This window comes from Micromonospora profundi (assembly GCF_011927785.1).
GTDB lineage: Bacteria > Actinomycetota > Actinomycetes > Mycobacteriales > Micromonosporaceae > Micromonospora > Micromonospora profundi.
Window position 1 is genome coordinate 4897621 of record NZ_JAATJK010000001.1, and the last position, 15245, is coordinate 4912865.

The 15245-nt window shown below is 69.1% G+C and carries 12 protein-coding genes; 5 read left to right on the forward strand and 7 right to left on the reverse strand.

Annotated features, from left to right (window positions below):
• Positions 1-60: 60 nt before the first annotated feature.
• The gene (locus tag F4558_RS21485) at positions 61-3144 is read left to right on the forward strand and encodes a DUF3427 domain-containing protein (protein WP_167945764.1); all 3084 of its coding nucleotides are present in this window, start codon (positions 61-63) and stop codon (positions 3142-3144) included.
• A gap of 134 nt (positions 3145-3278) precedes the next feature.
• Positions 3279-6218, forward strand: coding sequence for a M20/M25/M40 family metallo-hydrolase (locus F4558_RS21490; protein WP_167945766.1), 2940 nt, complete (start codon positions 3279-3281; stop codon positions 6216-6218).
• Positions 6219-6385: 167 nt separating this feature from the next.
• Here the strand turns inward: F4558_RS21490 and F4558_RS21495 are convergent, their stop codons facing one another.
• Both F4558_RS21495 and F4558_RS21500 read right to left on the reverse strand, forming a co-directional pair.
• Positions 6386-6685 (reverse strand): helix-turn-helix domain-containing protein, encoded by a 300-nt coding sequence (locus tag F4558_RS21495; RefSeq protein WP_053655179.1) that lies wholly within the window; start codon positions 6683-6685, stop codon positions 6386-6388.
• A complete protein-coding gene (locus F4558_RS21500) occupies positions 6682-6945 on the reverse strand; it encodes a type II toxin-antitoxin system RelE/ParE family toxin (RefSeq protein WP_167947591.1) in 264 nt (87 codons plus the stop codon). Before F4558_RS21500 ends, F4558_RS21495 begins: the two co-directional genes overlap by 4 nt.
• Before the next feature lie 210 nt (positions 6946-7155).
• Here F4558_RS21500 and F4558_RS21505 point away from each other — a divergent pair, with 210 nt between their 5' ends.
• Positions 7156-7584, forward strand: coding sequence for a VOC family protein (locus F4558_RS21505; RefSeq protein ID WP_053655181.1), 429 nt, complete (start codon positions 7156-7158; stop codon positions 7582-7584).
• Between the two features lie 18 nt (positions 7585-7602).
• Here the strand turns inward: F4558_RS21505 and F4558_RS21510 are convergent, their stop codons facing one another.
• A complete protein-coding gene (locus F4558_RS21510) occupies positions 7603-8817 on the reverse strand; it encodes a hypothetical protein (RefSeq protein WP_167945768.1) in 1215 nt (404 codons plus the stop codon).
• Between the two features lie 215 nt (positions 8818-9032).
• On the opposite strand from F4558_RS21510, the gene F4558_RS21515 reads away from it, so the two are divergent.
• The gene (locus tag F4558_RS21515; RefSeq protein WP_167945770.1) at positions 9033-11393 is read left to right on the forward strand and encodes a fibronectin type III domain-containing protein; all 2361 of its coding nucleotides are present in this window, start codon (positions 9033-9035) and stop codon (positions 11391-11393) included.
• 15 nt (positions 11394-11408) lie between these two features.
• On the forward strand, positions 11409-12101 hold the full coding sequence (locus F4558_RS21520; RefSeq protein WP_167945772.1) for a hypothetical protein: 693 nt from the start codon (positions 11409-11411) through the stop codon (positions 12099-12101).
• Positions 12102-12174: 73 nt separating this feature from the next.
• On the opposite strand, the gene F4558_RS21525 is transcribed toward F4558_RS21520, so the two are convergent.
• From F4558_RS21525 to F4558_RS21540, 4 genes are all read right to left on the reverse strand, one after another.
• Positions 12175-12543 (reverse strand): YciI family protein, encoded by a 369-nt coding sequence (locus F4558_RS21525; RefSeq protein WP_053655200.1) that lies wholly within the window; start codon positions 12541-12543, stop codon positions 12175-12177.
• Between the two features lie 32 nt (positions 12544-12575).
• Entirely contained in the window at positions 12576-13250 is a 675-nt protein-coding gene (locus tag F4558_RS21530) for a DUF998 domain-containing protein (protein ID WP_053655201.1), read from the reverse strand.
• A gap of 110 nt (positions 13251-13360) precedes the next feature.
• The gene (locus F4558_RS21535; RefSeq protein ID WP_167945773.1) at positions 13361-14635 is read right to left on the reverse strand and encodes an RNA polymerase sigma factor; all 1275 of its coding nucleotides are present in this window, start codon (positions 14633-14635) and stop codon (positions 13361-13363) included.
• Between the two features lie 48 nt (positions 14636-14683).
• Positions 14684-15217, reverse strand: a complete 534-nt coding sequence (locus F4558_RS21540; RefSeq protein ID WP_167945775.1) for a WapI family immunity protein — start codon at positions 15215-15217, stop codon at positions 14684-14686.
• Positions 15218-15245: the final 28 nt, after the last annotated feature.

The following is a 15245-nucleotide window of genomic DNA, read 5'->3' on the forward strand; positions in this document are numbered from 1 at the left end:
GCTCACCGAATCGGCGTTGCACGGGCAGTGCATCGACATTCGGCCCGCTAGGTTGCGTGGATGACGGATCTTGAGCGGGGCGTCTACGAGCACCTGATCACCCGTGAGTTGGCCGCCCGCCTCCAACACGTCGACCCCGCCCTGATCCAGCACCACAAGCTCGACCCCGCCGACGCCCACCACACCCTCGCCCGCCACATCGCCGCCCTGGCCGCCCGCGCCCTGCAATCCCTCCCCAACGGCGACGACAAGCTCCACCACCAGGTCGAGATGGCGAACCGCATCGCCGACGCCATCGCCACCCTGAGCCCAAAGGCAGCGACGGACCAGGACCAGGTAACCGACGCCAAGCATCTGCTGCACGCCATCGCCGCCCCGCCAGCCCCTCCCGCGCTACCAGCCTTCCCACAGCGCCCGACCACTCCCCTCTCCACCGGCGCGCTGCTGGTCAACGGCCGTCACCAGCCGCGCATCGGTCACGAGGTCAACCATGAGATGGCGTCGGCCGAGAGCGTCGACCTGCTCTGCGCGTTCATCAAGTGGTACGGCCTGCGCATCGTCGAACCGGCCATCCGCGAGCTGATCGCCAGAGGCGGGCGAGTCCGCGTGATCACCACGACCTATCTCGGCGCGACCGACCAGCGAGCGTTGGACCGCCTCGCCGAGTTGGGCGCGGAGATCAAGGTCTCCTACGAAACCAGGACCACCCGGCTGCACGCCAAGGCGTGGCTGTTCCGCCGGTCCAACGGCACCACCACTGCTTACGTCGGCTCGTCCAACCTGTCGAAGACCGCACTTGTGGACGGCGTGGAGTGGAACGTCCGCATCTCGAACATGGAGCAGCCGCACGTCATCGACACGTTCACGGCGACGTTCGAGGACTACTGGAACGATCCGGCGTTCGAGGCGTACGACGCGACCAGGGACGCCGAGCGGCTGCGGCACGCGTTGAGCGGGGAGCGCCGCGACGACGCACCCATCCAGATTTCGAACCTGGATGTGCGCCCGTACCCGTACCAGGCGGAGATTCTTGCCGACCTGGACGCCGAGCGGCTGGTGCACGGGCGCTGGCGCAACCTCGTGGTGATGGCGACCGGCACCGGCAAGACCGTCGTCGCCGCCCTCGACTACCGCCGGCTACACAGGGCGGGACGAGCAGACTCACTGCTCTTCGTCGCCCACCAGGAGCAGATCCTGCGGCAGAGCCTGTCGACGTTCCGGCAGGTGATGGGGGACGGCAGTTTCGGCGAGACGCTCGTCGCGGGCGAGAAGCCGAACGGCTGGAAGCACGTCTTCGCCTCCATCCAGTCGCTGCATCGCCGCGAGGTCGACCCCGAGGCGTACGACATGGTGATCGTGGACGAGTTCCACCACGCGGAGGCGCCGACGTACGCCCGGCTGTTGGAGCGGCTGCGTCCCCGCGTACTCCTGGGACTGACGGCGACCCCCGACCGGGCCGACGGCGGCGACGTGCGCCGGTGGTTCGACGGCCGCGCTGCCGTTGAGCTGCATCTGTGGGACGCGTTGGAGCGGCAGTTGCTTGCGCCCTTCCAGTATTTCGGGTTGCACGACGACGTGGACCTGTCGCACGTCACCTGGAAGCGCGGGCAGGGCTATGACCCGACACAGCTCAACACCATCTACACCGGCAATGATGCTCGGGCAATGTTGGTACTGCGCGCGGTCCGCGACAAGGTGGACGTCAGGCGCATGCGGGCACTTGGGTTCTGCGTGAGCATCGGGCACGCCGAGTTCATGGCCGACTGGTTCACGAAGCACGGTGTCGAGGCGGCGGCGGTGACCTCGCGGGCGGGCACCGACCGGGCCAGGCTGTTGCGGGACTTCAAGGCCGGCAAGCTGCGGGTGCTCTTCACAGTGGACCTGTTCAACGAGGGTGTCGACCTGCCGATGGTCGACACGATCCTGATGCTGCGGCCCACCGAGAGCGCCACGATCTTCCTGCAACAGCTCGGCCGCGGGCTGCGCCTCGACGATGACAAGCCCTGTCTCACGGTGCTCGACTTCATCGGCGGGCAGCACGCCAACTTCCGCTTCGACCTGCGGTGGCGAGCCCTGACCCGGGTGAGCCGGCGGGCCATCAGAGAGGCGGTCCGGGACGATTTCCCGAGCCTGCCGAGCGGCTGCCACATTGAGTTGGACCGGGTCGCCAAGAAGTTGGTGCTCGACAACCTGAAGAATGCGCTGCCCACATCGAAGGCCGGCCTGGTGGCCGAACTGCGGCAACTCGGCGACGTCAACCTGGCGACGTTCCTGCGGGAGACCGGCCTGGAGATCGAGGACGTGTACCGCTCCGCCAGACTTGGCGGCTGGACCGGACTACGCCGACTCGCCGGCATCGAGACCTCCGCGCCCGGCCCGGACGACCGGGACCTGGGCCGCGCCATCGGCCGCATGCTGCACACCGACGACCCCGACCGACTTGAGCTGCTGACCCGCGTCGCGGCCGGACCGCCCGCGCCAGGTCAGCAGGTGTACGCGGGAAACAGCCGCCTACTGGACATGCTGCACTTCAGCCTCTGGGGGGCGACCGCGCCTCCGGCGACACGGGACGAGCGGCTGGCGCGGCTGTGGAAGGAACCGGCGCGTTGCGCTGAGCTGCGGCAGGTCGCCGACGTGCTGCGGGACCGGATCCACCGGGTCACACCGACTGCCGGCCCCGGCGAAGTGCCACTGCGGGTGCATGCCCGGTACAGCCGCAACGAGGCATGTGCCGCCTTCGGGATGCCCAACCCGGGCTCACTGCGCGAAGGCGTGAAGTGGCTGCCCGACGCGGGAGCCGACCTGTTCTTCGTCACCCTCGTCAAGTCGGAGGCGCGCTACTCCCCCACCACCATGTACGCCGACCGGGCCATCACCGACACGCTGTTCCAGTGGGAGTCGCAGAGCACCACCTCGTCGGCCTCCGCGACCGGGCAGCGCTACACCTCAGGCGGCTCGACAGTGCACCTCTTCGTGCGGGAAACCCCGATCGCCGAGGGCGACCTGGGCGCGCCGCCGTACCTGTACGCCGGCGCCATGACGTACGAGTCGCACACCGGAGACCGGCCCATGCGGATCCTGTGGCGGCTGCGCCACGCCCTCCCCGCCGACGTGTACGCCACCGCCCGGACGATCGCCGCCTAGTACCGCACCTGAAGTGCGGCCGAGCGTCCAGCCCATTCTCAGGTAATCCTCAAGAAATCCCAGGTTACGGCCGCTGGGGGCCCGGCTGGTGTGTGCTGTCACCACTGCGTCATCCCCCCTGTACTGGAGCTTGCATGAAAGACAGACGGAAATCGATTTTCTCCGTCCTGGTCGCCACGACCCTCGTGGCGACCATTGCCCCACCGGCCAACGCTTCCGCGACAATCTCCGGCGAGGAGCGCTTCCAGCCGAGCGTCACCTACGACCTGTCGGTGACCGACGCCGAGCGCGACGCCATCCACGCGGAGGTCGAGGCGTTGGCTGGGCGCGTCAACAGCGCGCGGGCGGGCGACGGCACCTATAACCCGCTCACTCTGGTCGGAGCGATGCTGGACGGGTCGAGCTACGACTCCATCTCCCGAGGCGGCACGGCCGCGACGACGTATCCCTTCCCGGTCAGCAACACCTCAGCCAACCAGAACGAGTACGACCGCAAGGTCGCCAAGCTCGCCTGGGTGGTCAAGCTGGCCACCGACCTGGGTTTCCCGGTGGTCGTGCAGCGCCAAGCCGACAAGTACGTCTACGCCGAGATCGGTGACCCGGACGCCCCAGAAATGATCATGGCGTTGAGCCACCTGGACTCGCCGACGTCTTCCGTTTCAGCTGCCCAGCTGGCGCGGTGGCGGGACGCCGACGGCAACCTCGGCACTCCTGGCGCGTACCACTCGCCCTACATCAAGGACGGCTGGGTCTACGGGGCTGGCATCCAGGACGACAGCGGCCCGACGCTGGCGACGCTGCTCGCCGCCAAGGCGCTGCTCGAGGCGGGCTTGCCCCTCGACCGTCGCATCCGCATCGTCATGGGAATCTACGAAGACGGCGGTCCCGGTACGCCCACGGCGGCGAACACCGCTGCCTTCCAGTCCATCCCGTACAACTCGAACCCGAGCTTCTACGACAACTGGGCCTACAAGAACCTCAACCGGGAGGAGATGCCTATTGCTGCGTACACCTCCGACTCGCGGTTCCCGGTCATCGTCGGCAACTCCGGCTCGGTGACCCCGGCGGTGTCGATGAGCCTGGCGGCGGACAGCACCAAGGCCTTCCGGCTGACGGCTGCCACGGCCGGCGTCACGCTGCGCGAAGGCGACCCGACGCTCAAGGACATCGCGTACGGCAGCACCACGCAGATCGCCTCGCGGGCCATCTTCACGCTCGACGTGGCGGGCGCCAGTTCCGCCGAGCGCGACCGGTTCGTGTCGGCGATCACCGCTGCCGCGACCACGAAGGGTTGGCTCCCGGCTGCTCCCGGCACCACGCCCAAGGTGCAGACCACGATCACCGGTGACTCGCTCACCCTGGAGATCAACACCGACGTGGCGATGGAGATGCCGACCCCGCAGTACGGCAAGAACGCCGTCGTGTGGGGGATGTCCCTCATCTCGCAGGGACTCGGCGCTGTGGGAGGCACGGCCGCCGACCTGGAGTTGAAGAAGGCCGCCGACGGCATCACCGATCTGTTCTTCCGCGACGGTGTCGAGGGCGAAGCCTATATCGGCAAGTACATGGGCATCCCGGCGAACCTGTTGCGCAACCCGAACAACGGCACGCCGAACCTGACCCTCGCCCTCATGGCAAACATCAACTCGGAAACCCCCACGAGCTTCTACACGGAGGCCACCGGCAACCTCAGCATGCCGATGTACGTGCGCAGCATGCACGTCACCGCGGCTGACTCCAGCCAGGCAACGGCAGCAGCAACTGCCGCATTCCAGGCGAAGGGGTTCACCATCGGCAACCTCGGCTCGCCCATCGGCGCCGGGTTGTACGTCACTCACGACAACCCGCTGACGGCCCTTCAGTTCGGGAGCTACCAGGCCTCGATCAACCGCAGCCCGCAGCAGTTCCCGGATCCCTATGCCCTCAGGGACGTGGTGTACCCGCAGGGCACGACCGGTGGCACCCTGGCCAGCAACTTCCGCAACAAGATGACAGCCTTCGGCGCCGTCATCCCAGGCAACGAGCGCTGGTGGCACACCGCCAACGAGCGGATGAAGGTCGACTCGGCAGTGCAGATGACCAAGATCATGGCCGACGGCATGGTGGAGATGGCCCGGTACACCGGGCCCGCTGGCGCCAAGTTCATGTGGGCGGACATGCCAGGGCTGAACGCCGACCGGGCGGACCTCGACCTGCTCGACGTGACGATCGGAACCTACAAGGATGCGTCGGGCGCTGTCGGCGCGAACAAGTTGGGCAACCAGGCCCTGCTCGGCGCCACCTCGTTCAACATCCCGATGTGGAACGGGCGCGGCAACTCGGCCCCGACGGCGGCGGCCTTCGCGCTGGGCCACGAACCGGGAGGGGTCTACCTGCCCCTGACCGACCCCGAGTTCCAGAGCAGCACGTACGTGGCACCGATGCGGCTCGAGTTCAAGGTGGAGCGCCCCGGCCACATGTCGGACGCGGCGTGGGCGAAGTTCATCGCCGGCGGCTACGGCGACTTCCGGTTCAACATTCTCGTCGGCGGCCAGGTTGTGCCGCTGGCCGTTCCCGCGGGGCAGAGTGCCGACAAGTACTTCTCGTCGCGCATCTCGGCCACCAACCCCAACGCCATCTACCTGTCGGTGAACCTCGCGATCACCGACGCGCCGTACACCGGTGTGCAGGCAAAGCTCGCGGACTCCAAGACGGACCTGTACAAGGTCAACCCGACGTACCTGGCGTCGAACCCGGATCCGTTCCCGGGTCGCGGGGCCATCGAACAGCGGGGCTTCTTCCAGTTCGGTGACGGGCAGAAGAACGCGGAGTTCTCGTCACCCGACGCGGTCTACGTGACTGTGGCCAACGCGGTCACCGACGCGAAGCCGTCGGCTGTGGTGAAGAAGTTGAAGGGCAACACGAACGAGTTGACCATCACGGTGAAGCAGACCCGTATCGACGGCAGCGAGTCTGCTGTGACGGGCACGTTCACCATCAACAACAACGCTGCTGGCACCTACACCGTCGGCGACTACAAGGTGTACGTCGACACCAAGGGCAACACCCAGATCCGGTCGATCTCCATCGTGTGACACGCGGTGGCAGAACGCCGTGACTCGGGGTCAACGCCACCGGGGTACGAGCATTGACAACGGAGTGGAACCATTGCCATCGGTAATGGTTCCACTCCGTCGTGCGCGTTCCGGGGACCTCCCGGGCTTGCCTCTGCCGGTCAGAGCGGACCGGAGCCGGCGCACGGTCAGGCGGCGTCCGCGTTCGGTGCGAACCTGACGTCCAGCCTCCGGTCCAGGGCTCGCGCAAGGCGTTCCAGGACCGGCAAGGTCGGTACGGTGCCCCCGGCCTCGAAGCGGGCCACCGCAGACTGGGTCATGCCGGCAGCCCGCGCCAGCTCGGTCTGACTCCAACCATGCCCTTCGCGCAGGTGACGTACCTCCTGACCAAGCTCGAACGCTATCCGGGTGGCCTCGTAGGTCTCGGCCGCTCCTGGCTCCGACATTCGCCGCTCGCGCAGATCAATCCAGTCCAGGCGATCACTCATCGCTCTGCCCCCTCGTTCACGATGTGCCGCTCCGCCACGCACCGCTCAAATGCGCGGCGAGCCCGCTCGACCTCCCGGTCCTCCCGCATCCGTGTCCTGCGGAACACCGTGAGCAGGATGATCCTCCGATCGGAGGCTATCCAGTACGTCACTCGTACCGCCTCGCGTTCCAGGTAGAACCGGAGTTCTCGCAACTTACCGTCGAGTTGTCTGCTGTGCGGCTCACCGAGCAGCACGCCTCGGTTGGCCAGTAGGTCGATGTAAAACGCCGCTCAACCCATAGCATCGATGCTATGGGTTGGGAGGGCTGGGACAAGCTCCCCCAAGTGCGTGTCGTCAGCGACATCGACCCAGGCGGGTGATGGAGGAACGGAAACCCCACGTCACACCTCACCGCTAGCGTGACCTCAGCCCCGAGCGCGGAGCCAGCATCCAGGCCGCCCGCCTTTCCTGAGTGATTGGATCTGCCTATGGAACAGCGAATCAGTCTGGTCACTCTCGGGGTCACGGACGTGGCGCGCGCCAAGGCCTTCTACGAGCAGCTCGGCTGGCGTGGCCAGGAGGTCGAGGAGACGGTCTTCTTCCAGGCCGGCGGCCTGGCTCTCGTCCTCTGGAGCCGCGACAAGCTCGCCGCGGACGCGGGCATCACCGATCCGGGCACCGGCGCCATGACCCTGGCCCAGAACGTCCGATCCAGGGCGGAGGTCGACGAGCTGATAGCCGCCGCGGTCAAGGCCGGCGCCGAGGTTACCCAGCCGGCGCGGGAGACGTTCTACGGCGGGTACGCCGGCTGCTTCGCCGACCCGGACGGTCACGTGTGGGAGATCGCCTGGAACCCGGGCTTCCCGCTCGGCCCGGACGGCGCCCTCACCGTCCCCGACTTCGGCGCCACAGGCTGACCCGACAACAGCAACGGGTTACGACTCGGCCGGCGGGCAGAGCAGCCGGTCGACCAGCGGCAACAGCGGATCCAGGCAGGCCGTCAGCAGCGTGAGGTCGAGCGGCGGCGGCGTGGTGGTGGCCACCCCCGTCGCGGTGGGCGACGGCGATGGTGTGGGCGGGGTCGGCGGAACACTCGCGGATGGGGCCGGAGCGGTAGGCGGAGCCGGTACGGTGGACGCGACCGGAGCGATGGCCGGCGCAGCGGGCGGGGCAGCAGCCGTGGGCGGTGCAGCCGGCGGAGCCGGAGTGCGCGACGGGGCCACTGGCCGGACGGGCTGCGCAGGGTTCGACGGCCCGGCCGGCGCAGCACCGGTAACCCGCGTTGGCGCTGCCGGAGTTGGCAGGTTGGTCGTACCCATCTGGAACGTCACCGGCCCGACCGCACGCGGCGGGCCGACCGCGACCACGGCGGACGCCGTCCGCGGTGCCGGCCCTGCCTGCGGTGGCCCGACGGCAGGGCCGAGCGTCGCGACGACCACAGTCGCGACGGCTGCGGCGGCGAGGGCCCGGCGGTCGGGGCGTACCGCGATCAGTGGCGCTTCGTCCGGCTCCGCCGGCGGTGGCGGCGTCGGCCGTTCGCGACGGTGGCCGGCCAGCAGGGCGTCGATCTCGGCGACGACGTCGGCGCGGTCACCGGCGGCGGCAGCGATGGCGAGGGCGAGATAGAAGCGGAAGTTCACCACGGCGTTGGCCGGGACGCGCAGCCCACCCAGAGTGTCATGGTCCGGCAGCAGCGTGACCGGGACGTCGGGATGGTGCGCGGGGTCGGTCAGCTCCGCGTACCGCCATTCGCGTCGGTGTTCGCGGCTGGCGAAGGCCACGCGGTGGCTGGTCACCACCGCCATGCCGGTGTCGATGACGCGCAGGCCCGGCGGCACTGTGTCGCTCACCGTTTCGGCGCAGGTGAGCGGCCCCGGCGCGGGTAGGCCGGGGACGTGCCTCGCCTCGGCCTCGACCAGGTCGGCGACGGGGAGGATCCGGAAGACGAGTTCGTCGTCGTCGAGGTCGACCGGCAGGCCGGTACGCGGCTGCGTGCACCCGAGGAACCCGGCGGCCTCGATCCGCAGGCGGGTCAGGTGTTCGCCGCGTCGTCGCCAGGTGCCGATCGCGGTGCGGTACGTGTGCCGGCGCCGCTCGTTCTCGCGCTCGGCCCAGGCGGCTCGCCAGGTCGGGCACTCCACAGAGGTCACGGTCACACGCGGTACAACCGCTCATGTACGTGACAGGGAACGCGCCGAGGATCGATGCTTCCCTTTGTTCCCGAAAGAGGAGATTTTGCGAACGGCAAGACTGCCGCCGTACCGCGACCACGCACCTCGGAAGCACGGACAATATTGGGTGGCCCGAATATAGATCAAGATGAAAGAATGTGCCCGTATTGATCCATTACGGGGGATGGAGCGGCATGGCCGACCACACACGTCATCGGTATTTCAGCAGGTCCCTCCGCGCGACAGCATTGGCCGTCGCGCTCGTCCTACCGGTCTCCCTGATCAGTCCGCCCTCCGCCCAGGCGGCTCCGGCGGCGGTGACCGAGGAGCAACTTCCGGCGTGCAGCGACCCATCGGTACCGGAGGACATCAACCACGCCTCCATCCGGCTGGAGGGACCGACCGCCGGATCCGAGGTCGCGGTAGACGCGAACGGCAAGATCGCCATCAACGGCTACCTGCACAAGCAGGCAACGATGGTGGACGTCTCGATCGAGAAGACGACCTCGTCCAGCTTCACCTTCGGTCCGCCGCCGCCCGGCGTCACGAACTGGTCTGCCTCGTGGACCACCAGCATGCGCCCGCCGCACCTGGGCCCGGTCCAGGTCTGTTCCCGCGCGGAACGTGAGCCCCACCGGTACGCGAAGATCCTGCGCGACATCACCGTGGTGGACCTGATCCCGCCGAGCAACGTCCCCGGCCTGACGGTCGGCACGATCACGGCGACCAGCGCCAAGGTGACCTGGAACGCTGCAACCGACAACTACGGCCTCGCCGGATACGAGGTCACCGTCGACGGCGGCACCGCGCAGCGGACCACAGTCGGCACGCGCTCGTACTCGATCACCGGGTTGCAGCCGTCCAGCAACCACACCGTCTCCGTGGTCGCAATCGACTTGGCCGGCAACCGGTCCGCGACGCCCGCCACGGCGTCCTTCACGACGGACGCGTTGCCGCCGCCGCCGGACGTCGATGCCGGTCTGACCCTGGACCCGGACGAGGGGGGCGCCCTCGCCAGCTGGCACCCGCAGCCCGCCAACGAGACGAGCTACCGCGCCTATCTGGACGGCCAGATCTACGACCAGTTCTCCGTGGAGCAGCTCTGCGTGGACGGCAACGGCAACGTGGCCAACCCGTGCACTGCCGACAGCGTCATCAAGCTCCCGATCGAGCCGCTGGAGGAGTACACGTCGTACGCGTTCCGGGTCGAAGCGCTGCGTGCCGACGGCACGGTGGCCCGGGAACTCGCCGGTGACTTCACCACGATGGTCCATGTGGACGAGGTGTCGGCGGCGACCACACAAACGACCGCCAGCGAGGCGTCGCAGTGCGCGGGCGCCGGTGGCGACTTCTACATCGCGGCCAGCTCACGCGCCACGGTGCCGGTACCCGCCGGCAGCACGGAGGTCTTCCTCGGCTGCTACCGGGCATCGGACAGCAGCTGCCTCGACGCCTTCCTGCCCCCGTCGGGCGAGAAGCTGCTCGACTGCGCGGACAGCATCACCAACATGCTCTTCGCGGTGGCCCCGACCGGCCGCGGCCCGGTGATCGCCTCGGTTGACGCCACCCCGCAGGCCCGCCTGCTGGTGCCGGGCGCGACGGCACCGATCGCCTGGTGTGCCAGCGGAGCCTGCGCGACCCTCCTGGCTCCCATCGCGGAGACGGTGGAGGTTGTGGCGCTTGCTCCGGCCGCCGCCGCCGGCACCTCGTGGATCGTCGTCGGTGCCGCCGGCATCGGCATCGGTGTCGTGCTGGGCGTCCTGCTCGCCATCCTGTTCCCCAGCACGATCGGCGTCAACGGCCTCATCGAGTACCCGATCGAGCACGACGTCGACTTCGACACGTTCGACAACTGGGGCCTGGACGAGGGCGAGTGGTACAACAGCCTGAAGGTCTACGCCGAAGTCATCAAGACCACGAAGCTGGTGGCTGACCAACGTGATCTCGCCTTCGCGTGGGACTCCAGCGAGGACTCGCGACTCAAGCGGATCATCGACGCGGCGTGCACGGCCCAGCGTGGCACCCAGGGCAAAGCCGGATGTGACGACAACGTCATCGTCTACGTCCCCGGCGGCAAGAACTATCGGGGAGAGGACCTCATCTACACCGGCAAGCACATCGTGGCCGCGATGGGCGACGGCGGGTTCCCGCAGCCGCCGACGCGGGCGGTGTGGTTCTACCCGGCGCGCAGCGTGAACGGTCAGGCAGCGCGCGCCAAGGGCTACGACCACGGCTGGTTCAACGACGCACAGTTCAAGCCGAACGCGTGCGACGTGCGGGTGCCCGGTCAGACCTGCGACGAATTCCCGTTCTGGGCTACAGACCAGGCGGTCAACCTGACCGGTCAGGTCGCCGACCTCAAGCTGGTGCCGACGACGGAGTCGCTGCCGCAGGCCAGAGACATCAACTCGTTCTACGGCAAGTGCAAGGTGACAAACGAAACGAAGTTCGTCGTGTTGCCAGTGAAGCCGTGGGTCGACGCCGGCGGCCCGAGCTTCGCCTTCAAGGTCAGCGGGGGCGGGGCTAGCCTCTGCATGACCCCCAAGGCCCCGTAGCCGAGGAGCTTCCTGATGCTCGATGACATGCGCGTGCTGCGCGACGCGGTGCACGGGTACCGCGTCGCGGCGACGGCTGCCGGCCTCGACTGGCCCGAGCAGCCCGAGCAGCCGGCCGGGCGACCGCCGGATCAGGTCCACCGGATCTTCGACGTGGATCACGTGGCGGAGCAGCTCACCTGGTTGCACTCACAGCGCTGGCCCGACCGGCAGGTGCTGCCCAACGTCGGATGGCGAATGCCATGGCCGGAGGGCGGGGAGGCGCTGGACTATCTGGGGCTGTCGATCGGCACGCCGTTCCCGTGGCGGCAGCAACTGCCACTGTTCCACTTCGATTTCCTCCTCTACACGTTCGTCCTCGCGGGCGAGCACGAGGGTGAGATCTGGCGCTACCCGGTCTCCGAAGACTCCTGGGAGTCGGTCCGTGCCAGCACCAGCCTGGCCACGCTGTTCGACCAGTGGACCAGGGGAATCGCCGCCGGTGTGGTCGTCTACGACGAGGGCCGCAAGTGGCTCCTGGTTGACGACCTGGCCAAGGCCCAAGGGCTCGACCCGCTGGCCTTCCCGGTGAGTCCGGTTCAGGAGACGCTGCTGCGGGCGCGGCAGCGCGAATGCGGGGTCGACATGGCTGCCGTCGAGGACGGCTTCGAGCACAGCGAGGAGTTGCTCGACGCTATCGACGCCGCCAAGGCGTCGCTCGACGCGTAAGCCCTGGCCGTCCACAACAGCGCCGCGCCGCCACCCCGACGAAGGGGTGGCGGCGCGGCGAGGCCGGCTAGCCCTACTCGGGGCTCTCGTAGACCCGGCGGATGTCCACCTCCACGTCACCGATCGTCCCGGCGAAAATGTCGGCGAACCGTCGCCCCCACTCCACGGCCTCCTCGCGTGAGCGCACGTCCACGAGCGCGAACCCCGCGATCAGTTCCTTGGTCTCGGTGAACGGCCCGTCGGTGACTGTGGTCTTGCCGCTGGTCACGGTGATCCGGGTGGCGTCGTCCTTGGAGGTCGGGCAGAGCCCCTCGGCGGCGAGCAGGATGCCGGACTGCCCGGCCTCCTTCATGAAGGACTCCATCCGGGTCAGGAACTCCGGACTCGGGTTGAACGCCCCCGGCAGGGTCTCGTCAAGCTTGTGCATCATCATGTAGCGCATCGATCGATCCTTTCGTTGTCGACGAACAGTGGTCAGTTGGTGATCTCTCGACCGCAGAGCGCGGTCAGCCAGCCGAAGACGACGACGCAGGCGAGCGCCATCCGGACGCTGATGCTGCCCTGGTCGGGCCAGGCCAGGATCGCGACGACGGCCAGTGCGCTGCCGAGGCTGACGGTCGCCCAGCCGCGCTCGCCGGCCCGCCACGAGGTGCGGGCCAAGACCAGGCAGGCGATGGTCAGCGACCCGAAGGCCAGCATCGCGCCCACGCCGTGGCCGACGGCGTGCCAGCTCATCTCCTCCGGCGCACCCTCCGGCGCGCCGGCAGGCCAGCCCATGCTGGGGTCGGAGACCAGCACACCCCCGATGATCAGACCGACGCCGTGCACGCCGATCAGCGCTGGTCCCCACGTCCCGCCCGGCTTACCGCGCAGCGCCCGGCGCAGCCCGACCGCGCCGGCCACGGCGAGCAGCCCGGTCACCACGAAGTTGGTGATCTGGATCCAGCCCAGATCGCCCAGGGCGAGCAGGCTGAGCGGCTGCCGGCTCAGGTCGAAACCGTCGCGGGTGAGCACCTGGGCGGCGGCCACCAGCCCGAACAGCGGGCCGGCGGCGGCTCCGCCGACCAGCAGCGCCCTGGTCGCCGTACGCCGGGAGTCGACGCCCGCCACGGCGGACCCCGCACCACCGGTGCTGGTCATTGTCGTCATGTGTCCTCCTCTCGCCGGCCGGTGGCCGGTCCCGCGTGCCGGCCGGGCCGGCTTTTCACTGACGCGTCGAGCGGCCGGGCCGGGATACGACATGGCGGGCGGAGAATTTTTCAGCGGCTCGGCGCGACACCGCGGGCGCAGTCGGCGGCACGGGCGAGCAGCAGGGCGCGTTCGCGTTCGTTGCCCGTCAGTTCGGCGGCCCGTTCGAACTCGGCACGCGCCTCGTCGTGGCGGCCCAGCTTGGCAAGCAGGTCACCGAGGACGCTTGGCAGCAGGTGGTAGTGGGCCAGCGCCGGCTCCTGCACCAGCGCCTGAGCCAGTTCCAGACCGGCGGCCGGGCCGTGCGCGAAGGAGACCGCGACGGCCCGGTTCAGCTCCACGACCGGCGACGGTACGACCCGGGCCAGCTCCGCATAGCCGTCGGCGATGCGCGCCCACTCAGTGTCCTGCGGGGTCGCCGCGCGGGCGTGGCAGGCGGCGATCTCCGCCTGGAGGGTGTACGGACCGGGCGGGCCGTCCGCCGCCCGTGCCCGGTCCAGGGCGGCCAGGCCCCGGCGGATCAGCAGCCGGTCCCAGCGCCCCCGGTCCTGTTCCAGCAGCAGGACCGGCTCGCCGTCGGCGTCGACCCGGGCGGCGGTACGCGACGCCTGTATCTCCAGCAGCGCGGCGAGCCCGTGCACCTCCGGCTCCTCGGGCATCAACTCCTGGAGGAGGCGGGCCAGGCGCAGCGCGTCGGCGCAGAGTTCCGGGCGCATCCAGTCGTCGCCGGCCGTCGCGGAGTAGCCCTCGTTGAAGATCAGATAGATGACCTCCAGCACGGAGGCGAGCCGCTCGGCGCGGGCGGCCACGCCGGGCACCTCGAACGGCACCTTGGCCTCGGCGAGGGTCTTCTTGGCCCGGGTGATCCGCTGCGCGACAGTGGTCTCGGACACCAGGAAGGCCCTGGCGATCTCCTCGGTCTTCAGCCCGCCCAGCACGCGCAGGGTCAGCGCCGCCCGCGCCTGCGGCGACAGCACCGGGTGGCAGGCCGTGAAGACCAGCCGCAGCAGGTCGTCGTCGATGCGCTCCTCGAAGGTCGCGTCGAAGTTCGGGGTGAACCCGTCGTCGCCGAGATCCTGCCCGAGCTGTTCGACCGACCGTTCCAGCAGCTTGCGGCGTCGCAACGCGTCGATCGCCCGCCGCTTGCCGACAGTGGTCAGCCACGCTCCCGGATTGGCCGGTACGCCGTCGCGCGGCCACTGCTCCAGCGCGGCGACCAGGGCGTCCTGGGCGAGTTCCTCGGCCCAGCCGACATCGCGTACCAGCCCGGCGAGGGCGGCGACGACCCGCCCGGCCTCGATTCGCCACACCGCCTCCACTGTGCGGTGTACCTGCTCAACCCCCATGACTGCCCATCAGAGCAGGGCGGATCGGGCTCCACAAGGACCGCTCGTTCAATCGACGTGACGCGGACGGGTCAGCGGGCCCCGAGCCGGAAACCGCGACGGGGCACGCGGCGGGTACGCCTCGCAGTGCCCGTCCCACTGCGCGGCGGCGACCGTGAGGGCGTCCGCGGAGACCGTGAGGATCAACGGGTAGATGGCTGTGGTCGGGCGGCGCATCCACGGGGGCAGCGACTCGGCGGAGAACTCCACGATCAGCTCCAACCGGCGGCGACGGATCACCCGCGACCGCAGCGCCAGGTTGGGCTCGGTGAAGCGGACCGCCGCCGGTGGCGGGGCCGGTTGGGCGGCGGCTCGCGCCTGGCCGTACAGCCAACTGCCGAGCGCGCGGGCCTCCTCGACCATGAGGCTCGGGTAGTGGTGAGACCAGGTCTGACCGTCGGCGGTGCGGGCGTCCACCTCGACGAGCAGCCAGTCCTGCCAACCTGGGGACACCCGATCGGGGTCGTCGGGCGGGTCGATGCCGGGCTGGTAGCCGACCGGGCGGATCCGCACCCGGGCGCCATCGTCGGACCGGATCTCCACTCGATCATTGTGGCCGACCGAAGCAGAC

Coding starts and splice junctions, on each gene's coding strand:
- F4558_RS21485 (WP_167945764.1), top strand. CDS start 61: ATGACGGATCTTGAGCGGGGCGTCTACGAGCACCTGATCACCCGTGAG.
- F4558_RS21490 (WP_167945766.1), top strand. CDS start 3,279: ATGAAAGACAGACGGAAATCGATTTTCTCCGTCCTGGTCGCCACGACC.
- F4558_RS21495 (WP_053655179.1), bottom strand. CDS start 6,685: ATGAGTGATCGCCTGGACTGGATTGATCTGCGCGAGCGGCGAATGTCG.
- F4558_RS21505 (WP_053655181.1), top strand. CDS start 7,156: ATGGAACAGCGAATCAGTCTGGTCACTCTCGGGGTCACGGACGTGGCG.
- F4558_RS21515 (WP_167945770.1), top strand. CDS start 9,033: ATGGCCGACCACACACGTCATCGGTATTTCAGCAGGTCCCTCCGCGCG.
- F4558_RS21520 (WP_167945772.1), top strand. CDS start 11,409: ATGCTCGATGACATGCGCGTGCTGCGCGACGCGGTGCACGGGTACCGC.
- F4558_RS21525 (WP_053655200.1), bottom strand. CDS start 12,543: ATGCGCTACATGATGATGCACAAGCTTGACGAGACCCTGCCGGGGGCG.
- F4558_RS21530 (WP_053655201.1), bottom strand. CDS start 13,250: ATGACGACAATGACCAGCACCGGTGGTGCGGGGTCCGCCGTGGCGGGC.
- F4558_RS21535 (WP_167945773.1), bottom strand. CDS start 14,635: ATGGGGGTTGAGCAGGTACACCGCACAGTGGAGGCGGTGTGGCGAATC.